The sequence below is a fragment of the Streptomyces sp. NBC_00820 genome (assembly GCF_036347055.1).
Classification (GTDB): Bacteria; Actinomycetota; Actinomycetes; order Streptomycetales; family Streptomycetaceae; genus Streptomyces.
Window position 1 is genome coordinate 4,867,467 of sequence record NZ_CP108882.1, and the last position, 20,868, is coordinate 4,888,334.

The window sequence follows — 20,868 nt, forward strand, 5'->3', positions numbered from 1 at the left end:
GGACGCAGTGCGTTGGTGGTCCAAGGAAAGACGCCCCGCTTCCTGCGGGGAAATGCAGGTGCAAGGCCTGCCCGGCGCTCCGCTTCACCCCGTCCCGGTTCTCCGGGGCGGGGTGTTCTCGTTGTCGGGAGACCGGGACGGACGGCCTCGGTCCGCCGGCGCCACCGTCGTCCCGCACCGCAGCCTCCGGTCCGGCCCGAGCACCCGCACCGGCCCCGTCAGCGTCAGCCGCGCCCGGTGCCGTACCTCCGTGCTGGAGGCGGCCAGCCGCAGCTCCAGGGCGCCCGGCTCCACCACCCGGGCGCCGGTGCGGTCGGTGAAGGACGACAGGTCGGCGTGGAAGTGGAAGGTCACCCGGCGGCCCTCGCCCGGGTCCAGTTCCACCCGCTGGTAGCCGACCAGCCGGACGTCGGGGCGGGTCACCGAGGCCACGGGATCGTGCAGATAGAGCTGGACGACCTCGGCGCCCGCGCGGTCGCCGGTGTTGCGGACGGTCAGCGAGAGGTCGTACGAGCCGTCCGTGCCGGTCTCCGTCACCCCGGCGCCGGTGAAGTCCGTCCAGGTGAACGCCGTGTACGAGCGGCCGTGCCCGAAGGGGTACAGCGGGGTCGGGTCCAGGCTGCTGACCTCGCCGGCCAGGCCCAGGGGCGGCTGGAGGTAGGTCCAGGGCTGGCCGCCGGGCTCGCGCGGGACGCTCACCGGGAGCCGGCCGGAGGGGTTCACGCGGCCCGAGAGGACCCCGGCCACCGCCGGACCGCCCTCCTCGCCGGGGAAGAAGGCCTGCACCACCGCGCCCAGCCGGCCGTGCCGGCGGCCCAGCGCGTAGGGGCGGCCGGTGAGCAGGACCAGGACGACCGGCACACCCGTGGCCACCAGCGCGTCCAGCAGCTCGCCCTGCACGCCCGGCAGCCGCAGGTCGGCCGCGTCGCAGCCCTCGCCGGACGTGCCCCGGCCGAACAGCCCCGCCCGGTCCCCGAGGACCGCCACGCACACGTCCGCCTCCGCGGCCCGCGCCACCGCCTCCCCGAACCCGTCGGTGTCCGCGTCCGAGACCCCGCACCCCTTGGCGAACGTCAGCTCGGCGTCCGGGAGTTCGGCGCCCAGGGCGTCCAGGAGCGTCGGGATCGCGATGCCCGGCGGGAGGCCGGGGTGGTCGGGCAGGACGTGCGCGGGGAAGGAGTAGCAGCCGAGCATCGCGAGCGGGTCCGCCGCGCGCGGGCCCACGACCGCGACGCGGGCCCGCGGGGGCAGGGGGAGCAGCCCGCCGGGGTTGTCCAGCAGGACCACCGACGCCTGCGCCAGGCGGCGGGCCAGGGCGCGGTTGCCCGTCGAGTCCAGGTCCACGGGCCCGTCCGGCTCCGGCCGCCAGTCCGCGTCCAGCAGGCCCAGCGCGCACTTCTGGAGCAGGACCCGGCGGGCCGCGCGGTCCACCAGCGACGCGGCCACCCGGCCGTCCCGCACGGCGGCCACGAGCGGGGCGCCGTAGCAGTCCAGGGTGGGCAGTTCGACGTCGACGCCCGCCGCGAGCGCCAGGCGCGCCGCGCCCGCCTCGTCCTCGGCGACCCGGTGCTGGGTCCGCAGGAAGCCGATGCCGAAATAGTCGGCGACCACCGTGCCCGTGAAGCCCCACTCGTCGCGCAGCAGAGCGGTCAGCAGAGCTGGGTCGGCGGAGGCCGGCACGCCGTCGGTCTCGGTGTAGGCCGCCATCACCGAGCGCGCCCCGCCCTCGCGCAGCGCCATCTCGAACGGCGGCAGCACCACGTCCGCGAACTCCCGTGCGCCCGCCCGCACCGGCGCCAGGTTCCGCGCCCCCACCGAGGACGCGTACCCCGCGAAGTGCTTGAGCGTGGCGACGATCCCGGCCGACTCCAGGCCCCGCACGTAGGCGGTGCCGATCGTGCCCACCAGGTACGGGTCCTCGCCGATCGTCTCCTCCACCCGCCCCCAGCGCGGGTCCCGGACCACGTCCAGGACCGGCGCCAGGCCCTGGTGGACGCCGACCGAGCGCAGGTCGTGGCCGATGCGCCGGCCCAGCTCGGCCACCAGCTCCGGGTCGAAGGACGCGCCCCAGGCGAGCGGCACCGGATACGCCGTCGCGCCCCAGGCCGTGAACCCCGCCAGACACTCCTCGTGGGCCACGGCCGGTATCCCGAAGCGGTTCGCGGCGGCGATCCGGCGCTGGGCGCGGGCCAGCGCCCGCGCGCCGGACACCGGGTCCACGGGGGCGGTGCCGAAGGAGCGGGTCAGCTGGCCGAGGCCGTGGGCGATCAGCTCGTCCCAGTCCCGGTCGGCGGCCATCTCCCGCTGCAGCGGGGCGACTCCGTCGCCGTCCGTCCCGGCGCCCACCCACACGCCGTACAGCTGGGCCGTCTTCTCCTCCAGGGTCATCCGGGAGAGCAGGTCGTCGACGCGGGCGGCGGCGGGCAGTGCGGGGTCGCGCCAAGGAGCGGTGGTCATGGAACTCCCGTCGGACGGACGGACGGACTGACTGCGACTGGCGGCGAAGGCTGCGAATGTTTCGGAATGAGTTCCGAATGTTCCGGAACCTATGGCGCGTGACCGCCTTCGTCAAGAGGCCCTGCGGGGATACGATCCCGGGCATGGAACCTGCCAAGTCAGCCGGGACGCGGACGGCGACCCTCGCCGAGATCGCCCGCGAAGCCGGGGTGTCCGCTCCGACTGTTTCGAAGGTGCTCAACGGCCGCGCCGACGTGGCCCCGGCGACCCGCACCCGGGTCGAGGACCTGCTGCGCGCCCACGGCTACCGGCGCCGGCGCGCCGAGGCCGCCCGCTCGCCGCTGATCGACCTGGTCTTCCACGAGCTGGAGAGCGCCTGGGCGCTGGAGGTCATCCGGGGCGTGGAGAACGTGGCCCGGCAGGCCGGGCTGAGTGTCGTGCTGTCCGAGTCGGCCGGACGGCTCACCCCGGGCCGGACCTGGGCCGACCAGGTCGTGGCCCGCCGCCCGCACGGGGTGGTGCTGGTGCTGTCCGGCCTGGACGAGGCCCAGCGGGCGCTGCTGACCAGCCGCTCCATCCCGTTCGTGGTGATGGACCCGGCGGGCGACCCGGGACCCGACGTGCCCTCGGTCGGTGCCACCAACTGGCAGGGCGGCCTCGCCGCCACCCGCCATCTGATCGACCTCGGCCACACCCGGATCGGCGCGATCAGCGGACCCTCCCGGATGATGTGCAGCCGCGCCCGCGTCGACGGCTACCGGGCCGCGCTGGAGACCGCCGGGCTGCCCGCCGACCCGGCTCTGATCAAGGCCGGCGACTTCCACCACGACGCCGGTTACCGCCTGGGTCTGGAGCTGCTGCGCGGCCCCGGCCGGCCCACCGCCGTCTTCGCGGGCAACGACCTTCAGGCGCTCGGCCTGTACGAGGCCGCGCGCGAACTCGGGCTGCGCGTCCCGCAGGACCTGAGCGTGGTCGGCTTCGACGACCTTCCGGTGGCCCGCTGGGTGGGCCCGCCGCTGACGACCGTACGGCAGCCGCTGACGGAGATGGCCGAGGCGGCGGCGCGGCTGGTGCTGGAGCTGGGGCGCGCGGACGGCGAGCGGGCGGCGACCCGGGTGGAGCTGGCGACCAGCCTGGTGGTGCGGTCGAGCACGGGGGCGCCCGCGTGAACGGGATGTCCGCGTCACCTTCCGGCGGCCGCCGGAAGGTGACGCGGAGAAATTCTCCGGAGAATTCCGGTGAGGGTGTCGATCCAGGCGTCTCCCGTTCGACGCACAGGTGAGTGGCGGGGACGGACCCCGCCGCCGCTACCGAAGGAGTCACCATGCCCCGCTACCTGTCGCTCGTGCGCATCGACGAGGCCGACGCCCCCGCCGAGGGCCCCAGCGAGGAGCTGATGCGGCGGATGGGCGAGCTGATCGAGGAGATCACCAAGGCCGGCGTCATGCTCGACACCGCCGGGCTGACCCCCACCGCCCAGGGCACCCGGGTGCGCTGGGAGGGCGGGAAGATCTCCGTCACCGACGGGCCGTTCACCGAGACCAAGGAGGTCGTCGGCGGCTACGCGCTCATGCAGTGCAAGGACATGGCCGAGGCCGTGGAGTGGACCAAGCGCTTCCTGAAGGTCCACGAGGACTTCTGGACCGTGACCTGCGAGGTGCGGGAGATCGCCGAGGGCTGAGCCCTGCTGGCCGTGGCGCCGCCGGGGGTGTTGCATGGTGGGCTGTGGAACCACAGCCCACCGCGGCACACGCGATCGAGACCGTCTTCCGCCTGGAGTCCCCGCGGGTCGTGGCCGGCGTCGCCCGGATCGTCCGGGACCTCGGCATCGCCGAGGAGCTGGCGCAGGACGCCCTGGTCGCCGCGCTGGAGCGGTGGCCCCGGGACGGGGTGCCGGACAACCCCGGCGCTTGGCTCATGGCCACCGCCCGGCACCGCGCCGTCGACCTGATCCGGCGCCGCGAGACCTACGCCCGCAAGCTCGCCGAGGTCGGCCGGGACCTGGAGACCACGGTCCTGCCGCAGGAGCCCGCCGACCCCGACGACATCGACGACGACCTGCTCCGCCTGGTCTTCACCACCTGCCATCCGGTGCTGTCGGGGGAGGCCCGCACCGCGCTCACCCTACGGCTGCTCGGCGGTCTGAGCACGGCCGAGATCGCCCGTGCCCAGCTGGTCCCGGAGCCGACGATCGCCCAGCGGATCGTCCGGGCGAAGCGGACGCTCGCCACCCGGAACGTCGCCTTCGAGGTGCCGTACGGTCCCGACCGCGAGGCCCGCCTCGGCTCGGTCCTGGACGTCATCTACCTGATCTTCAACGAGGGCTACGCCGCCACCGCGGGCGACGACCTGCTGCGCCCGGGCCTGTGCGAGGACGCCCTGCGCCTGGCCCGCGTGCTGTCCTCGCTGATGCCGAAGGAGCCCGAGGTGCACGCCCTGACCGCGCTCCTGGAGTTCCAGGCCTCCCGGACCGCCGCCCGCACCGCCCCGGACGGCACCCCGGTACTGCTGCGGGACCAGAACCGGCGCCGCTGGAACCGCATGCTCGTAGCGCGCGGCGTCCGGGCCCTGGACCGCGCCGACGCCGCGGCCACGGGCGCCCCGGGCCGTTACGCCCTCCAGGCGGCCATCGCCGCCTGCCACGCCCACGCGTACACCTGGGAGGAGACCGACTGGCGCACCATCGCCACCCTGTACGCCCTGCTCGCGACCCGCGCGCCGTCGCCCGTGGTGGAGCTGAACCGCGCCGTGGCCGTGTCGATGGCCCAGGGCCCCGCCGAGGCCCTTCGGATCGTGGACGCCGTGGCCGCCGAACCCGCCCTGCGCGCCTACCACCTGCTCCCCAGCGTCCGCGGCGACCTCCTGTCCCGCCTGGGCCGCAGGGCCGAGGCGCGAGCCGAGTTCGAACGGGCGGCGGCGCTGGCGCGCAACGAGCGGGAGCGGGAGATGCTGCTGCGGAGGGCGGGGGAGTGCGGAACGGCCGACGGGGTCGTCCCCCGGGACGGCCTCGGGGACGGCCTCGGGGACGATCCTGGGGACCCTGGGGACGACCACCCGGTGGGGTGACCGTCCGGCTGACCGGTCGGCTGACGGGCGGGGGGTGGCCGTCCGGCCGGCCGACTGGTGGGGCGACCGGACGGCCGGCTTACCGGGCGCGGGTCACGGCGCGTCGGGCTCGCGCCTGCCGAACCGGTGCGGCGATCACCGCGCGGGCCGGCCGATCAGCATCGTCGGTGCCCCCGCCACCCGGGTCAGGAAGACGGTCGCCGCGTTCGGGCCCTGCGGCTTGACCTTCCTGCGCAGTTCCTCCGGCTCGACCGCCGACCCGCGCTTCTTCACGGTCAGGTTGCCGACCTGGCGCTCCCGCAGCAGGGCCTTCAGCTTCTTGAGGTTGAAGGGCATCTGGTCGGTGATCTCGTAGGCGGTGGCGTACGGCGTCGGGTGCAGGGCGTCGGCCGTGACGTAGGCGATGGTCGCGTCGAGCAGGCCGCCGCCGACCTCCTCGGCCACCTCGGCGACCAGGTGGGCGCGGATGACGGCGCCGTCGGGCTCGTAAAGGTACCGGCCCACCGGGCGCACGGCGGGATCGGGCAGCCCCCGCCCGAGCAGGGTGCGCGGACCGGGCAGCAGGGTGGCCCGGACCAGGCCCGGCTCGGTGCCGAACCACAGCACCGCCTCCTTCACGTCGCCGCCGTCCGAGATCCACTCGGCCTCGGCCTCGGCGGGGATCGCCTCGTGCGGGATGCCGGGTGCGATCTTCAGGGCCGCCCGGGGGGCACCGAGGGCCTTGGCGACCGCCCAGGACAGGGGCGGCGAGTACGCCTCGGGGTCGAAGACGCGGCCCCGCCCGCCGCGTCGCGCGGGGTCCACGAAGACGGCGTCGTAACCGGTGGTGTCGACCTCGGTGACGTCGGTCTCCCGCACCTCGATCAGCCCGTCGAGCCCGAGGGCCTCGGCGTTCGCCCGGGCCACGGCCGCCGTGAGCGGGTCCCGGTCCACCGCCAGGACCCGGATCCCGGCCCGTGCCAGCGCGATCGCGTCGCCGCCGATCCCGCAGCACAGGTCGGCCACCGAGGTCACGCCCATGTCCCGCATCCGCGCGGCCCGGTGGGCCGCCACGACGGCCCGGGTCGACTGCTCGACCCCGTTGGACGTGAAGAACATCCGTTCCGCGTCCTCGGCGGGGAACTTGGCCGCCGCCCGCTGCCGCAGCCGGGCCTGGCCGATGGCCGCCGAGACCAGCTCCGGCGGATGCGTGCGGCGCAGCCGGGTGGCGACGGCGAGTTCGTCCGCGGGGGCCGTACCGCGCACCTCGTCGAGGAGGGCCCGGCCCTCGGGGGTGAGCAGCGCCTGGAAGGAGGGAAGCAGGTCGTTCACCGGGACATTGTGGGCCAGTCGGTGGACCGTGCGCCTCCGGCGGCGGTGTCGGACCGGGTTCGGGGCCGCGGCCTGCGAGGATCCGGCACCATGCGACCTGTAGTACAAAATGACAAAATTCAGTCACAGCTCGCGAAGCGGATGTCCCTTCCTGGACGGGTCTCGCTCCCGAAGCGGATGTCCCTTCCCGAGCGCATGCCGCTCCCGAAGTGGCCGCGGCTGCCGAAGGCGGCGGTCCGCTGCGGGGCCGCCGCGCTGGCCGCCACCGCCGTCCTCTCCGCCTGCTCCGTCCCCGGCACGGACTCCGGTGCCCGGTCCGGCCCCGGCGGAGAGTCCGGACACGGCGGCCCCGCCCAGTCCCTGGACCCGGCCGCCCGGCTCGCCGCCGAGCACACCCGCCTGGTCGCCGCCGCCCAGCGCTGGAACCTCGACCAGGTGCCCCTGACGCCCCCGGCCCCGCCGGCCCACAAGCCGAAGATCACCGCACGCGACGGCTTCGAGGTGGACGGCCAGGAGGAGGACCACCTCCCGCCGGTCTTCACCACCGTCCCCACCAAGAAGAAGATCGTCTTCCTCACCATCGACGACGGCGCCGAGAAGGACCCGGCGTTCCTGCGCATGATGAGCGACCTGAAGATCCCGTACAGCGCGTTCCTCAGCAACTACCTGGTCGAGGACGACTACGGCTACTTCCGCAAGATGCAGGCCGAGGGTCACACCCTCAACAACCACACCCTGACCCACCCCTACCTGCCCGGCCTGAACTACGACGAGCAGCGGGCCGAGATCTGCGGCATGCAGGCCATCATGAAGAAGGAGTTCGGCAAGGCGCCCACCGTCTTCCGGCCGCCCTACGGCAACTACAACGGCGACACCCTGCGCGCCGCCAAGTCCTGCGGCATCAAGTACGCGCCGATCTGGGACGAGGAGGTCTACGTCGACCACTGGGAGTACCGGGAGGACGACGAGGACCTGCACCCCGGCGACATCGTCCTCACCCACTTCCGTGGCCAGGACGACTGGGACGGCACGATGGTCGACGACATGCGCCGGTTCCTGAACAGGGTCACGCGCGAGGGCTACGCCGTCGCCCGCCTGGAGGACTACCTGTGAGGCACCCGGGGCGGCAGCGGCGCGGCCAAAGGCATCCAGGACGCCGGGCCGCGGCCGTCGTACTCGCCGCCTCGGTCCTTCTCCTCACCGGCTGCGCCCAGTCCGTCGACCCCATCGAACGCCTCGGCAAGAAGGCCGCCGCGGGCGTACGGCCGTCGAGCCCGCGACGGGACGAGGCGTACCGCCACTGGGGTCTGACGACCCCGCTCGCCGCCCCGCCCAGCAGGCCGGTCCGCCCGCTGGCCGCGCACACCGGCGACGCCGCCGGCCCCCGGGTCGTGGACCGCGTCGCCACCACCGACCGGGTCGTCTTCCTCACCTACGACGACGGCGCCGAACGCGACCCGCGCTTCGCCGACATGGTCCGCGAACTGCGGCTCCCGGTCAGCCTCTTCCTCGCCGGCAGCGTCACCGGTCCCGCCTACGGCCGCGCCGCCCGCCTCCGCTCCGCCGGAGCCGACGTCGAGAACCGCACCCTCGACCACCCCGCGCTGCGCGGGCTGTCCTACGCCGGACAGCGTGCCGAGATCTGCGGTCAGCAGGACCGGCTCGGCTCCCGCTTCGGCCGGCGCCCCCGCCTCCTGCGCCCGCCACAGGGCCGGTACGACCGCACCACCCTGCGCGCCGCCGCCGACTGCGGCATCTCGGCGATCGTCCTGTGGCGCGCCACCGTGACCTCCGGCGGCCTGGCCTACGCCCGGGGCGACAAGCACCTCCACGCGGGCGACATCGTCCTGGTCGGCCCAGACGAAACCCCGGGCCGAACCCTCGGGGAACGCACGACGCACCTGCTGCGCCGGGCCCAGGAACGCGGCCTGACGGTGGCGCACCTCGAGGACTACCTCTAGCGCGGAGTCCGCCTGGAGGTTCGGGGGTCCGTCCGGTTGTCGATCGGGCCCACCGGTGACTCGACAGCCTGGTCGCGCATTTCTCAGCCCGTCCGGCGTTTGAGGACGAGGCCCGTTCAGGGCCGACAGCGGGGGGCGGGGCCGACAGCGGGGGGCCGGGGGCGGCAGCCCCCGATGACGGCGGCCCCGACACCACGAGCGGGCCAACTCCACCAGCCCGACCCGGCCGACGCGCCGCACGGCAATTGGCACTCCGCTTGACCGAGTGCTAATCGCGGTCATAGTCTCGGCTCTGGCACTCGGCAGACGAGAGTGCCAACTACGCGACGGGCAGGTCCGGCACCCGCGACGACGGATCCACCTGGTCGCCACCTCAGACAGATAACCCCGTGAGATCTCCGAAGGGGGAGGTCGGATCGTGACGACCACCAGCTCCAAGGTTGCCATCAAGCCGCTCGAGGACCGCATTGTGGTCCAGCCGCTCGACGCCGAGCAGACCACGGCCTCTGGCCTGGTCATTCCGGACACCGCGAAGGAGAAGCCCCAGGAGGGCGCCGTCCTCGCCGTGGGTCCGGGCCGCTTCGAGAACGGCGAGCGCCTGCCGCTCGACGTCAAGGTCGGCGACATCGTGCTGTACAGCAAGTACGGCGGCACCGAGGTGAAGTACAACGGCGACGAGTACCTCGTCCTCTCGGCTCGCGACGTGCTCGCGATCATCGAGAAGTAGTTCACCCCGGGCATTTCTGCTCCTGACTGCGCCCCTGGCCCCCAGCGACCCATAAGTAGCCGGGCGTCCGGGGCGCAGTGTCATATCACCCAGATTTTCCGAGAGGGCTCCCGCTGTCATGGCGAAGGTTCTGAAGTTCGACGAGGACGCCCGTCGCGCCCTTGAGCGCGGCGTCAACAAGCTGGCCGACACGGTGAAGGTGACGATCGGTCCGCGTGGCCGCAACGTCGTCATCGACAAGAAGTTCGGCGCTCCCACCATCACCAACGACGGTGTCACGATCGCCCGTGAGGTCGAGATCGAGGACCCGTTCGAGAACCTCGGCGCGCAGCTGGTGAAGGAGGTGGCGACCAAGACCAACGACATCGCGGGTGACGGCACCACCACCGCCACCGTGCTCGCCCAGGCTCTGGTCCGCGAGGGCCTGCGCAACGTCGCCGCCGGCGCCTCCCCGGCCGCCCTGAAGAAGGGCATCGACGCCGCGGTCAAGGCCGTCTCCGACGAGCTGCACGCCTCGGCCCGCCCGATCGAGGAGAAGTCCGACATCGCGGCCGTCGCCGCGCTGTCCGCCCAGGACCAGCAGGTCGGCGAGCTGATCGCCGAGGCGATGGACAAGGTCGGCAAGGACGGTGTCATCACCGTCGAGGAGTCCAACACCTTCGGTCTGGAGCTGGACTTCACCGAGGGCATGGCCTTCGACAAGGGCTACCTGTCCCCGTACTTCGTCACCGACCAGGAGCGTATGGAGGCCGTCCTCGACGACCCGTACATCCTGATCAACCAGGGCAAGATCACGTCCATCCAGGACCTGCTGCCGCTCCTCGAGAAGGTCATCCAGGCCGGCGCCTCCCGCCCGCTGCTGATCATCGCCGAGGACGTCGAGGGCGAGGCCCTGTCGACCCTGGTCGTCAACAAGATCCGCGGCACCTTCAACGCCGTCGCGGTGAAGGCCCCCGGCTTCGGTGACCGCCGCAAGGCGATGCTGCAGGACATGGCCGTCCTCACCGGCGCCACGGTCATCTCCGAGGAGGTCGGCCTCAAGCTCGACCAGGCCGGTCTGGACGTGCTGGGCTCCGCCCGCCGCGTGACCGTCACCAAGGACGACACGACCATCGTCGACGGCGGCGGCAACGCTGCCGACATCGCGGGCCGCGTCAACCAGATCAAGGCCGAGATCGAGAACACGGACTCCGACTGGGACCGCGAGAAGCTCCAGGAGCGCCTCGCGAAGCTGGCCGGCGGCGTGTGCGTGATCAAGGTCGGCGCCGCCACCGAGGTGGAGCTGAAGGAGAAGAAGCACCGTCTGGAGGACGCCATCTCCGCGACCCGCGCCGCGGTCGAGGAGGGCATCGTCTCCGGTGGTGGCTCCGCGCTCGTCCACGCCGTGAAGGTCCTGGACGACAACCTCGGCAAGACCGGCGACGAGGCCACCGGTGTCGCGGTCGTCCGCCGCGCCGCCGTCGAGCCGCTGCGCTGGATCGCGGAGAACGCCGGCCTGGAGGGTTACGTCATCACCTCCAAGGTCGCCGAGCTCGGCAAGAACGAGGGCTTCAACGCCGCCACCGGCGAGTACGGCGACCTGGTCAAGGCCGGCGTCATCGACCCGGTCAAGGTCACCCGTTCCGCCCTGGAGAACGCCGCCTCCATCGCCTCCCTGCTCCTCACGACCGAGACCCTGGTCGTCGAGAAGAAGGAAGAGGAAGAGGCCGCCGCGGGCCACGGCCACGGCCACTCGCACTGACACTGACACCAGCGCACCTCAGCACTGAGGCTGCGCCCAGTCAGCACTGAGGCCCGGCACCCCGCAAGGGTGCCGGGCCTTCGCCGTGCGTCTGCGCCTGTACTTGTGCCCCCCTCGCGACCCTGAGCCTGGAAGGGGTGCCCCGTGCCCGACGCCACATCTCGCTGGGAGCCGGACCCCGTGCTGAGGGGACTCCTGTTCACGGACTTCGACGGCCTGCCCGCCGATCCGGACGATGTCATCGCCGATGCCCTTGACGGCGGTTACAGGGAACGCACCGAGGGCCTGGCCGCCCTCTTGCACGACGAGAACGCCGATCCGGCCGCGCGCTTCCTGGCCTGCTGCGCGCTCGTCTCCTGGGCGGATCCGATCGGCTGCGCGAAGGTCGTCGAGTCGGCCGCCACACCCGACGACCTGGCGTGGAGGGGGCAGAGCCACGACCGCTTCAACAGCCAGGACGACACGTTCGCGCACCTGGCCGAGGCCGTGGGCCGCAGTCGCGACATGGTCGAGGAACGCGGCACCGAGGCCGAGCGCATCGAGGCCGCCCGTGCGCTGATCCGGATCTCCGACCGGGTGCAACTGGACCGCAGGGCGAACGACCTGCTGTACCCGGAGATCGTCGCTGCGTGCCGGGACGACCTTTCCGCCGTCGTAGAGCGAGGCATCGCCCGCCTCGCGGCAGGCGACCAACCCAAGTTCGACCTCGGCCTGCAACTCGCTCTGTTCATCAACGCTCTCGCCGAATCCGAGCCGGTCTGGGCCGCCGATGCCGGGCACCGACTTGTTGCCGCACATCCCGGCGACCGGGCACTGCGCGAACTGACCGAGGCGGGGAGCAGTTCCCTCTGCTGATGCAGCGGTGCGCGCGTCCTGTGGGACGTGCGCGGAGAACCGTGGCGAGGTGGGCTGTACGGGAGCGGGCCTGCCAACTCTGCTCACAGGAAGTTCCAGGCAATGCCGGCGAAGAAGAACTGGACGATGGACTGCGATCTCCTCAGGTGATCTTGTCCCGCCGTCCGGGCACGAGGTGAGGAGTGATCCGTGGACCTGGTACTCGACCCGCCGCGCGGAGTGGCCCCGCTGCGGCTGGGCATGACGCTGGATGAGGCGGTCGCCGCCGCCCCGCCGGAGTGGGGCGAGGCCGACGTGGTGCGTCGCGCCGACGACGACGCCCTGGCCGAGTGGGCGCTGGACCGCATCGCCGTCCACGCCCTGGCCGAGGAGGACGGGACCACCGTGACCGCGATCGAGCTGTGGTGGCCCGGTGAGGGCCGCTCCTCGACCACGCGTGTCCTCTTCGACGGCGACGAGGTGTTCACCACGCCCGCCCGGGACCTGTTCGCCCGCGCCGCCGAGCGCGGGCTGCGCGTCGACACGTCGCAGCCCGAGTATCCGGTGATCCCCGGCCTGTCCCTCGGCTTCACCCGGCAGACCTCGCAGAAGGTCGCGCGGGACGCCGACGGTCTCCCCTGCTGTGTCACTTCGGTCCTGGTCGGCGGCGAGGACTACTACGACTACCGCTAGGCGTAGGCACGCGGCCGGGACCGCGCCCGCACGGCGACGGTCCCGCCGGCATCCGCCTACTGCGGCCCGTACTTGCGCCCCGTCCGGGCGCTGATGCCGCCCAGCAGACCCCGGGGCGCCACCTTGGCCAGGCCCATCAGGGTCTTGTAACGCGGGTCGGGGATCGACAGGGTCTTGTTCCGGGAGAGGTCGGCCAGCGCCTCGGCCACCACCTTGTCAGCGTCCAGCCACATCCATCCCGGGATGTTGTCCGTGCCCATTCCGGCCCGCTCGTGGAACTCCGTGCGCACGAAGCCCGGGCACAGGGCCATCAGGCGGACCCCGCTGCCCGCGAGGTCCTTCGCCGCGCCCTGGGTGAACTGCACGACCCATGCCTTCGAGGCGCCGTACGTGCCCCGGGGCACGAAGGCCGCCACCGAGGCCACGTTGATCACGCCGCCCCGGCCGCGCTCGCGCATCGCCTCGGTCGCCGCCGACGTCAGACGCAGTACCGCCTCGCAGTGCACCTTGAGCATCTTCAGCTCGTCGGCCATGGAGACGTCGAGATAGCGGCCCTTGTTGCCGAAACCGGCGTTGTTGACCAGCAGGTCGACCGGGTTCTTCCGGTCTCCCAGCCGCGCGGCCACCGCCTCGATGCCCTTGTCCTCGGCCAGGTCCGCGGTCAGCACCTCCGCCTCGATGCCGTGCCGGTCGTGCAGCTCGGTCGCCTGTTCGTGCAGTCGCTTGGTGTCCCGCGCCACCAGGACGAGGTCGTGCCCCTCGGCCGCCAGCCGCCGCGCGAACGCGGCACCGATTCCCGCGGTCGATCCCGTAATCAGAGCCGTTGTCATGGCCCAAGGGTAGTGACCCGGAGCGAGAGCGTCCGCTCAGCGGTGACGGCCCCTCAGTGCGCTTGGTCGGCCACGTACTTGCGGGCCTTGGCCAGCGCCTCGGGGTGCAGCGCGTCGCCCGCGGCGAGCAACCGGGGCAGCAGCTCCCGCTCGGTGGTGACCGCGCGGAACTGCAGCGCCGCCGTCACCCCGTGGTCCGGCCGGTGCGCGATCTCGATCGCGTCGCCCGCCCGGATCTCCCCCGGCTCGATCACCCGCAGGTAGGCACCCGTCGCGGCCTTCCGGGTGAACCTCTTCACCCAGCCCCGCTCGTCCAGATGGCCCTGGAACGTACGGCACGGGATCCGCCCCGACGTCACCTCCAGAACCACTCCCGAACCGATCCTCCAGCGCTCGCCGATCAGCGCCCCGGACACGTCCAGGCCGTCCGTCGTCAGGTTCTCGCCGAAGACGCCGTTGGTCAGCGGCCTGCCGAGTTCGCGTTCCCAGTCGTCGAGATCCTCGCGCGCGAAGGCGTACACCGCCTGGTCGTCGCCGCCGTGGTGGCGCAGGTCGCACACGGCGTCCCCGGCCAGCCCGCTGCCGACGGACCCCTTGGGGCCCGGGGCCGCCACCCGTACCGGTCCGTCGAACGGCCGCTTGTCGATGCCGGTCACGCCCTGCGCCTGGTCCGTGTACGGCACCGGCCGCGGGCGGCCCAGGTTGACCGAGAGAAGCTTCATGGCCGCACGCTACGGCAGCACATCCCAAAGCGTCGACTCATTATCGGGTGCCACACCCAAGGCTGACTTATGCTTGTCGGGTGATCGAGGCCCGTCATCTCCGTGTCCTGCGCGCCGTCGCCGCCACCGGCTCCTTCTCCGCGGCGGGCCGTGCGCTGGGCTGCACCCAGCCCGCCGTCAGTCAGCAGATGAAGGCCCTGGAAGCCTCGGTCGGCACCCCGCTGCTGGTCCGCGGCGGCCGCGAGATGCGCCTCACCCAGGCCGGCGAGGCCCTCGTCCGGCACGCCTCCGGGATCCTCGCCGGGCTCACCGCGGCCGAGGAGGAGGTCGCCGCCATCGCCGGTCTCAGGGCCGGCCGGGTCCGGCTGGTCTCCTTCCCCAGCGGCAGCTCCACCCTGGTCCCCACCGCCCTGGCCGCCCTGCGCGCCGCCCACCCCGGCACCCGCGTCTCCCTGGAGGAGGCCGAGCCGCCGAAGTCCGTCGAGCTGCTGCGCGAAGGCGACTGCGACCTGGCACTGGCCTTTTGTTACGAGGGCGCGTCGGTCGCGGAGGAGTGGGAGGACCTGGTCGTACGACCCCTGCTGACGGACCGTCTGGTCGCGCTGGTGCCCGAGCGGCACCGGCTCGCGGGCGCGGAGTCCGTGAGCATAGGCGAGCTGGCCGAGGAGTCCTGGATCGCCGGCTGCCCGCGCTGCCGCGGCCAGCTCGTGCAGGCGTGCGAGAGCGCCGGCTTCACGCCCCGTATCGACTTCGCCACCGACGACTATCCGGCGGTGGCCGGCCTGGTCGGCGCGGGCCTCGGGGTGGCCGTACTGCCGCAGCTCGCGGTCGATTCGGTGCGGCCGAGGGGGGTCCGGGTGGTCCGGCTGGAGCCGGCCGTGCGGCGCCAGGTCGTCGCCCTCACCCTGCCCGACCTGGCACAGGTGCCGGCCGTGGCGGCGACGCTGGAACAGCTGACCCGGGCGGCCGGCCGCCCGTAGGGCCGACCGCGGGAGTGCCGCGGGAGTGCCGCAGCCAGGGCTACGCAGGGCTGTGCGGAGCCGCGTGGAGCCGCGCTCGCGGCGCGCTCGTGGCGGGGCAGAGGGGGAAGGGGCGTAGAGGCACGCCCCAGGCGGCGGGCGGACAGGGGCGACGGGCACGCACGTGCGTGCCCGCTGGGGGAGTGATTGCAGAAACGTTCCTTCAGACGTCCGAGGCGGAGCCCCCGCCGGGGGTGGAGGAGGCCGTCACCAGGCGGTTGCGCGCTCGCCCCATCAGCTCTTCGCGCTCGTCCTCGGTCAGGCCGCCCCACACGCCGTACGGCTCGCGCACCGCCAGTGCGTGCGCCGCGCACTGGGCGCGGACCGGGCACCTCATGCAGACCTCCTTGGCCGAGTTCTCGCGAGCGCTCCGAGCCGCCCCGCGCTCGCCCTCCGGGTGGAAGAAGAGCGAGCTGTCCACCCCGCGGCAGGCAGCCAGCAGCTGCCAGTCCCACAGGTCCGCGTTCGGTCCGGGAAGGCGGGAGAAATCTGCCATTACGTGACCCCTTGTAGCCGTTCTGGGCGGATACGGTGCCATCGACCGTACATGTCCGGTCTAAGGAGATGAAAATATGACTCATTGCGAATCTAGCTCCAGACACTGAGAAACGGGAGCAAAAGCGTCTAAATGGGGCATAGGTTGTGATGAAAACTTGAGAGTCCGTTGGGCATGTCTGCACCGTGTCGAGACCCTCACGTAGAGTGCCGAAGATGGCACGCGGCCCCGTAACTCTTTCGAGTGACCGTCGTTGAGAGTGCGGAGGCGGTTGAAAACACAAGTGCTCGGGCAGGCGTCCGAGACGGTCGACCGCACAGGTGACGATTCCGTACCAGCCTGGAGGCTCAAGGTGACGCGCATCAGCTGCGGAGGGCGGTCATGACATCCGTCCTCGTCTGCGACGACTCCCCGCTTGCCCGAGAGGCGCTCCGCCGCGCGGTAGCGACCGTGCCCGGCGTCGAGCGCGTGACGACGGCGGCCAACGGCGAGGAAGTCCTCCGCCGCTGGGGCGCCGACCGCTCCGACCTCATTCTGATGGATGTACGCATGCCCGGCCTGGGCGGCGTCGAGACCGTGCGCCGGCTGCTGTCCGCGGACCCGGGCGCGCGCATCATCATGCTCACCGTCGCCGAGGACCTCGACGGTGTGGCCCTCGCGGTCGCCGCCGGCGCCCGCGGCTACCTGCACAAGGACGCCTCGCGCGCGGAGCTGCGGGCCACGGTGACGCAGGCCCTCGCCGATCCGACCTGGCGGCTGGCCCCGCGCCGGCTGCGCTCGGCGGAGATGGGCGCGGCGCCCACCCTCACCGCGCGTGAGATCCAGGTGCTGGAGGGCATGAGCCACGGCCGCTCCAACGCCGAGATCGGTCGCGAGCTGTTCCTCTCCGAGGACACGGTCAAGACCCACGCCCGGCGTCTGTTCAAGAAGCTCGGTGCCTCCGACCGCGCCCACGCGGTGGCACTCGGCTTCCGCTGGGGACTGGTCCGGTAGGACGTGCGCCGCGGCGGTACGACACGCCGCCACCCGCGGCTCCCTGCCCGCCATCGGGCGGGCGGGGGCGCCGGGCGTGCGACGGCGGGCTGCGGGGCACTTCCGGAACCGCGTGCGCGCGCCCGCCGGACGGGCCGGCAGGGGGCTCGCGAGGCGCCCCGCCGGACGCGCGCTGCTTGTTTCGCCGCGGATGCCGCATCCTTGAGGTGTGGAGTCTCTCGGGGACAAGTCGGTCGAGCGGAAGGGGAGGGCGCAAGGGATGAGTGCCGGCGCACCTACTCATAACGCTTCGGTGCACAACCACGAGCGCGATGCGACGGACCGCAGGGCCGCAAGGCACCATGGACCGATGCGCGACGACGATGCGGGCACGGCCCACGGGATTGGTGCGCTCGTGCATCGTGCCGTCGACGGGGACGAGCAGGCCACGCACGACCTGCTCGCGCACGTCCACCCCCTCGCGCTGCGCTACTGCCGGACCCGCCTGTCGCGGCTGCCCGGCGACGCGCGTCACTTCGTCGAGGACCTGGCCCAGGAGGTCTGCGTCGCGGTCCTCCTCGCCCTGCCGCGCTACCGCGACACCGGGCGCCCGTTCGAGGCCTTCGTCTTCGCCATCGCCTCGCACAAGGTCGCCGACCTCCAGCGGGCCGCGATGCGTCACCCGGGTTCCACCGCCGTCCCCTCGGACGAGATGCCGGAGCGGCCCGACGACTCGCTGGGCCCCGAGGAGCGCGCCCTGCTCAGCAGCGACGCCGAGTGGGCCAAGAAGCTGCTGGCCAACCTCCCCGAGAACCAGCGCGAGCTGCTCCTGCTGCGCATCGCCGTGGGCTTGACCGCGGAGGAGACAGGGCAGATGTTGGGAATGTCACCCGGCGCGGTTCGGGTGGCTCAGCACCGTGCGCTGAGCCGGCTGCGCGCTCTCGCCGAGCAGTGACCGGAACCTCTGCGCCGGACCGGCGTAGCGCCATGTCGGCGCTGGCAGGCGGCCCCCGGCCCGTTTCCGGCCGTGACGCCGCCCGCCCGCAGGGCCGTGTCCGGTCGGCCATCTGAACAAGCAGACCCCCGGTTTCGTGCGAACGCACGAAGCCCGGTGGCCCCCGTACCGTGGAAGTTGCTGGCGAGGTTCCCGTTAGCATGGACATCCGCACCGATCAAGGCTTTGGGGAAGGTGTCATGACTGCCAACGTCGACGGAGTGCCCGGTAAATTCGCGACACTCGGGCTGACCTACGACGACGTGCTGCTGCTGCCGGGTGCATCCGAGGTGCTCCCCAACGCGGTCGACACCTCGTCCCGCATCTCCCGCAACGTCCGGGTCAACATCCCGCTGCTCTCGGCGGCGATGGACAAGGTGACCGAGTCCCGCATGGCGATCGCGATGGCGCGGCTCGGCGGCGTGGGCGTACTGCACCGCAACCTGTCCGTCGAGGACCAGGTCAACCAGGTCGACCTGGTGAAGCGGTCCGAGTCCGGCATGGTCACCGACCCGATCACGGTGCACCCGGAAGCCACGCTCGCCGAGGCGGACGCCCTGTGCGCCAAGTTCCGCATCAGCGGTGTCCCGGTCACCGACCCGGCCGGCAAGCTGCTCGGCATCGTCACCAACCGTGACATGGCCTTCGAGAGCGACCGCACGCGCCAGGTGCACGAGGTCATGACCCCGATGCCGCTGGTCACCGGCCGTGTCGGCACCTCCGGGCCCGAGGCCATGGAGCTGCTGCGCAAGCACAAGATCGAGAAGCTTCCGCTGGTCGACGAGTCGGGCGTCCTCAAGGGCCTGATCACGGTCAAGGACTTCGTCAAGGCGGAGCAGTACCCGAACGCCGCCAAGGACGCCGAGGGCCGCCTGCTCGTCGGTGCCGCCGTCGGTGCCAGCCCCGAGGCGCTGGAGCGCGCCCAGGCGCTCGCCGAGGCCGGCGTGGACTTCCTGGTCGTCGACACCTCGCACGGCCACAACAGCAACGCCCTCAGCTGGATGGCGAAGATCAAGTCCAGCGTCGGCGTCGACGTCATCGGCGGCAACGTCGCCACCCGCGACGGCGCCCAGGCGCTCATCGACGCCGGTGTCGACGGCATCAAGGTGGGCGTCGGCCCGGGCTCGATCTGCACCACCCGTGTGGTCGCCGGCATCGGTGTCCCGCAGGTCACGGCCATCTACGAGGCCTCCCTCGCCGCCCGTCGGGCGGGCGTCCCGCTGATCGGTGACGGCGGCCTGCAGTACTCCGGCGACATCGGCAAGGCCCTCGCCGCCGGCGCCGACACCGTGATGCTGGGCAGCCTCCTCGCCGGCTGCGAGGAGTCGCCGGGCGAGCTGATGTTCATCAACGGCAAGCAGTTCAAGTCGTACCGCGGCATGGGCTCGCTGGGCGCCATGCAGTCCCGCGGCCAGGGCCGGTCGTACTCGAAGGACCGCTACTTCCAGGCCGAGGTGGCGTCCGACGACAAGCTCGTGCCCGAGGGCGTCGAGGGCCAGGTGCCCTACCGCGGCCCGCTGTCCAACGTGCTGCACCAGCTCGTCGGCGGCCTGCGCCAGACCATGGGCTACGTGGGCGCCGCCACCATCGAGGAGATGGAGTCCAAGGGCCGGTTCGTGCGGATCACCTCGGCGGGTCTGAAGGAGAGCCACCCGCACGACATCCAGATGACGGTCGAGGCGCCGAACTACAGCAACAAGAAGTGACGCACGTACGCGCGTGCCGGCTGTGACAGGGCGGTCCCGGGAGAACCCGGGGCCGCCCCTCGTCGTCCCGGGAGGGGCGCCGCCGCACCGGTCGGCGATACTGGAAGACGCTGAAACGCATCAGGGAAAGGCCAAGACGTGACTGAGATCGAGATCGGGCGCGGCAAGCGCGGCCGGCGGGCTTACGCCTTCGACGACATCGCCGTCGTCCCCAGCCGCCGTACGCGGGACCCGAAGGAGGTCTCGATCGCCTGGCAGATCGACGCCTACCGCTTCGAGCTGCCGTTCCTGGCCGCTCCCATGGACTCGGTCGTCTCCCCGGCCACCGCGATCCGCATCGGGGAGCTGGGCGGTCTGGGCGTCCTCAACCTCGAGGGTCTGTGGACGCGCTACGAGGACCCGCAGCCGCTGCTGGACGAGATCGCCGAGCTGCCCGTCGAGCGGGCCACCCGCCGTCTGCAGGAGATCTACTCGGCTCCCATCAAGGAGGAGCTGATCGGCGCCCGCATCAAGGAGGTGCGCGACGCCGGCGTGGTCACGGCCGCCGCGCTCTCCCCGCAGCGCACCGCGCAGTTCTCCAAGGCCGTCGTGGACGCGGGCGTGGACATCTTCGTCATCCGCGGTACGACGGTCTCGGCGGAGCACGTCTCCTCCGCGCACGAGCCGCTGAACCTGAAGCAGTTCATCTACGAGCTGGACGTCCCGGTGATCGTCGGCGGCTGCGCCACGTACACCGCCGCCCTGCACCTGATGCGCACCGGCGCGGCCGGCGTCCTGGTCGGCTTCGGCGGCGGCGCCGCGCACACCACGCGCAACGTGCTGGGCATCCAGGTCCCGATGGCCACGGCGGTGGCCGACGTGGCGGCGGCCCGCCGTGACTACATGGACGAGTCCGGCGGCCGGTACGTGCACGTGATCGCCGACGGCGGTGTCGGCTGGTCCGGCGACCTCGCGAAGGCGGTCGCCTGCGGCGCCGACGCGGTGATGATGGGCTCCCCGCTGGCCCGCGGCACGGACGTGCCGGGTCAGGGCAACCACTGGGGCATGGAGGCGGTCAACGAGGAGCTGCCCCGCGGCAAGAAGGTCGACCTCGGCACGGTCGGCACCCTGGAGGAGATCCTCACCGGCCCGTCCCACACCCCGGACGGCTCGATGAACTTCTTCGGCGCCCTGCGCCGCGCCATGGCCACCACCGGCTACAGCGAGCTCAAGGAGTTCCAGCGCGTCGAGGTGACGGTGGCGGACAGCCAGCACAGCCGCTGATCCCATAGGCGTGCGAAGGGCCCGGACACCGGTTGCGGTGTCCGGGCCCTTCGCGTGCGCCCCTTGCCGGCCCCGC

At 72.5% G+C, this 20,868-nt stretch carries 19 protein-coding genes; 14 read left to right on the top strand and 5 right to left on the bottom strand.

Annotation, left to right across the window (positions count from 1 at the left end):
* Positions 1–84: 84 nt before the first annotated feature.
* Entirely contained in the window at positions 85–2,457 is a 2,373-nt protein-coding gene (locus OIB37_RS22125; protein ID WP_330459334.1) for a glycoside hydrolase family 3 N-terminal domain-containing protein, read from the bottom strand.
* A 143-nt stretch (positions 2,458–2,600) separates the two neighbouring features.
* Here OIB37_RS22125 and OIB37_RS22130 point away from each other — a divergent pair, with 143 nt between their 5' ends.
* From OIB37_RS22130 to OIB37_RS22140, 3 genes are all read left to right on the top strand, one after another.
* A complete protein-coding gene (locus OIB37_RS22130; RefSeq protein WP_330459335.1) occupies positions 2,601–3,626 on the top strand; it encodes a LacI family DNA-binding transcriptional regulator in 1,026 nt (341 codons plus the stop codon).
* 155 nt (positions 3,627–3,781) lie between these two features.
* Positions 3,782–4,138: a YciI family protein gene (locus OIB37_RS22135; RefSeq protein WP_330459336.1), complete on the top strand. Its 357-nt coding sequence runs from the start codon at positions 3,782–3,784 to the stop codon at positions 4,136–4,138.
* A gap of 44 nt (positions 4,139–4,182) precedes the next feature.
* The gene (locus tag OIB37_RS22140) at positions 4,183–5,523 is read left to right on the top strand and encodes an RNA polymerase sigma factor (protein WP_330459337.1); all 1,341 of its coding nucleotides are present in this window, start codon (positions 4,183–4,185) and stop codon (positions 5,521–5,523) included.
* A gap of 135 nt (positions 5,524–5,658) precedes the next feature.
* Here the strand turns inward: OIB37_RS22140 and OIB37_RS22145 are convergent, their stop codons facing one another.
* Entirely contained in the window at positions 5,659–6,834 is a 1,176-nt protein-coding gene (locus OIB37_RS22145; RefSeq protein WP_330459338.1) for a class I SAM-dependent methyltransferase, read from the bottom strand.
* Positions 6,835–7,029: 195 nt separating this feature from the next.
* Here OIB37_RS22145 and OIB37_RS22150 point away from each other — a divergent pair, with 195 nt between their 5' ends.
* The 6 genes from OIB37_RS22150 (at position 7,030) to OIB37_RS22175 (ending at position 12,790) form a co-directional block, all read left to right on the top strand.
* Positions 7,030–7,947 carry a polysaccharide deacetylase family protein gene (locus OIB37_RS22150; protein WP_330459339.1) on the top strand — a complete coding sequence of 306 codons (918 nt, stop codon included), beginning with the start codon at positions 7,030–7,032 and terminating at the stop codon, positions 7,945–7,947.
* Complete coding sequence (locus tag OIB37_RS22155) at positions 7,944–8,795, top strand: polysaccharide deacetylase family protein (protein WP_443058188.1); 852 nt, start codon at positions 7,944–7,946, stop codon at positions 8,793–8,795. Before OIB37_RS22150 ends, OIB37_RS22155 begins: the two co-directional genes overlap by 4 nt.
* Positions 8,796–9,213: 418 nt before the next feature.
* On the top strand, positions 9,214–9,522 hold the full coding sequence (groES, locus tag OIB37_RS22160) for a co-chaperone GroES (RefSeq protein ID WP_330459340.1): 309 nt from the start codon (positions 9,214–9,216) through the stop codon (positions 9,520–9,522).
* 118 nt (positions 9,523–9,640) lie between these two features.
* On the top strand, positions 9,641–11,263 hold the full coding sequence (gene groL / locus OIB37_RS22165; RefSeq protein ID WP_330459341.1) for a chaperonin GroEL: 1,623 nt from the start codon (positions 9,641–9,643) through the stop codon (positions 11,261–11,263).
* Between the two features lie 144 nt (positions 11,264–11,407).
* Positions 11,408–12,118, top strand: coding sequence for a hypothetical protein (locus tag OIB37_RS22170; RefSeq protein WP_330459342.1), 711 nt, complete (start codon positions 11,408–11,410; stop codon positions 12,116–12,118).
* A 189-nt stretch (positions 12,119–12,307) separates the two neighbouring features.
* Positions 12,308–12,790, top strand: coding sequence for a hypothetical protein (locus OIB37_RS22175; RefSeq protein WP_330459343.1), 483 nt, complete (start codon positions 12,308–12,310; stop codon positions 12,788–12,790).
* A gap of 56 nt (positions 12,791–12,846) precedes the next feature.
* Here the strand turns inward: OIB37_RS22175 and OIB37_RS22180 are convergent, their stop codons facing one another.
* Both OIB37_RS22180 and OIB37_RS22185 read right to left on the bottom strand, forming a co-directional pair.
* A complete protein-coding gene (locus OIB37_RS22180) occupies positions 12,847–13,620 on the bottom strand; it encodes an SDR family NAD(P)-dependent oxidoreductase (RefSeq protein ID WP_330459344.1) in 774 nt (257 codons plus the stop codon).
* Positions 13,621–13,673: 53 nt separating this feature from the next.
* Positions 13,674–14,342 carry an MOSC domain-containing protein gene (locus OIB37_RS22185; RefSeq protein ID WP_330459345.1) on the bottom strand — a complete coding sequence of 223 codons (669 nt, stop codon included), beginning with the start codon at positions 14,340–14,342 and terminating at the stop codon, positions 13,674–13,676.
* An 80-nt stretch (positions 14,343–14,422) separates the two neighbouring features.
* On the opposite strand from OIB37_RS22185, the gene OIB37_RS22190 reads away from it, so the two are divergent.
* Positions 14,423–15,322 (top strand): LysR family transcriptional regulator, encoded by a 900-nt coding sequence (locus OIB37_RS22190; RefSeq protein WP_330459346.1) that lies wholly within the window; start codon positions 14,423–14,425, stop codon positions 15,320–15,322.
* Between the two features lie 202 nt (positions 15,323–15,524).
* Here OIB37_RS22190 and OIB37_RS22195 read toward each other — a convergent pair whose 3' ends face one another.
* Positions 15,525–15,857: a WhiB family transcriptional regulator gene (locus OIB37_RS22195; RefSeq protein ID WP_330459347.1), complete on the bottom strand. Its 333-nt coding sequence runs from the start codon at positions 15,855–15,857 to the stop codon at positions 15,525–15,527.
* A gap of 381 nt (positions 15,858–16,238) precedes the next feature.
* On the opposite strand from OIB37_RS22195, the gene OIB37_RS22200 reads away from it, so the two are divergent.
* The 4 genes from OIB37_RS22200 (at position 16,239) to OIB37_RS22215 (ending at position 20,792) form a co-directional block, all read left to right on the top strand.
* On the top strand, positions 16,239–16,850 hold the full coding sequence (locus OIB37_RS22200) for a response regulator transcription factor (RefSeq protein ID WP_003948568.1): 612 nt from the start codon (positions 16,239–16,241) through the stop codon (positions 16,848–16,850).
* Between the two features lie 349 nt (positions 16,851–17,199).
* Positions 17,200–17,784 (top strand): sigma-70 family RNA polymerase sigma factor, encoded by a 585-nt coding sequence (locus OIB37_RS22205; protein ID WP_330459348.1) that lies wholly within the window; start codon positions 17,200–17,202, stop codon positions 17,782–17,784.
* A 239-nt stretch (positions 17,785–18,023) separates the two neighbouring features.
* Complete coding sequence (gene guaB / locus OIB37_RS22210) at positions 18,024–19,529, top strand: IMP dehydrogenase (RefSeq protein WP_330459349.1); 1,506 nt, start codon at positions 18,024–18,026, stop codon at positions 19,527–19,529.
* A gap of 138 nt (positions 19,530–19,667) precedes the next feature.
* Entirely contained in the window at positions 19,668–20,792 is a 1,125-nt protein-coding gene (locus OIB37_RS22215) for a GuaB3 family IMP dehydrogenase-related protein (protein WP_330459350.1), read from the top strand.
* Positions 20,793–20,868 lie beyond the last annotated feature (76 nt).

What these genes read in the sequence shown, in the direction of transcription:
- OIB37_RS22185 (WP_330459345.1), bottom strand. Translation starts at nt 14,342, where the DNA reads ATGAAGCTTCTCTCGGTCAACCTGGGCCGCCCGCGGCCGGTGCCGTAC.
- OIB37_RS22125 (WP_330459334.1), bottom strand. Translation starts at nt 2,457, where the DNA reads ATGACCACCGCTCCTTGGCGCGACCCCGCACTGCCCGCCGCCGCCCGC.
- OIB37_RS22180 (WP_330459344.1), bottom strand. Translation starts at nt 13,620, where the DNA reads ATGACAACGGCTCTGATTACGGGATCGACCGCGGGAATCGGTGCCGCG.
- OIB37_RS22205 (WP_330459348.1), top strand. Translation starts at nt 17,200, where the DNA reads ATGCGCGACGACGATGCGGGCACGGCCCACGGGATTGGTGCGCTCGTG.
- guaB (WP_330459349.1), top strand. Translation starts at nt 18,024, where the DNA reads ATGACTGCCAACGTCGACGGAGTGCCCGGTAAATTCGCGACACTCGGG.
- OIB37_RS22195 (WP_330459347.1), bottom strand. Translation starts at nt 15,857, where the DNA reads ATGGCAGATTTCTCCCGCCTTCCCGGACCGAACGCGGACCTGTGGGAC.
- OIB37_RS22135 (WP_330459336.1), top strand. Translation starts at nt 3,782, where the DNA reads ATGCCCCGCTACCTGTCGCTCGTGCGCATCGACGAGGCCGACGCCCCC.
- OIB37_RS22200 (WP_003948568.1), top strand. Translation starts at nt 16,239, where the DNA reads ATGACATCCGTCCTCGTCTGCGACGACTCCCCGCTTGCCCGAGAGGCG.
- OIB37_RS22130 (WP_330459335.1), top strand. Translation starts at nt 2,601, where the DNA reads ATGGAACCTGCCAAGTCAGCCGGGACGCGGACGGCGACCCTCGCCGAG.
- OIB37_RS22150 (WP_330459339.1), top strand. Translation starts at nt 7,030, where the DNA reads ATGCCGCTCCCGAAGTGGCCGCGGCTGCCGAAGGCGGCGGTCCGCTGC.
- groL (WP_330459341.1), top strand. Translation starts at nt 9,641, where the DNA reads ATGGCGAAGGTTCTGAAGTTCGACGAGGACGCCCGTCGCGCCCTTGAG.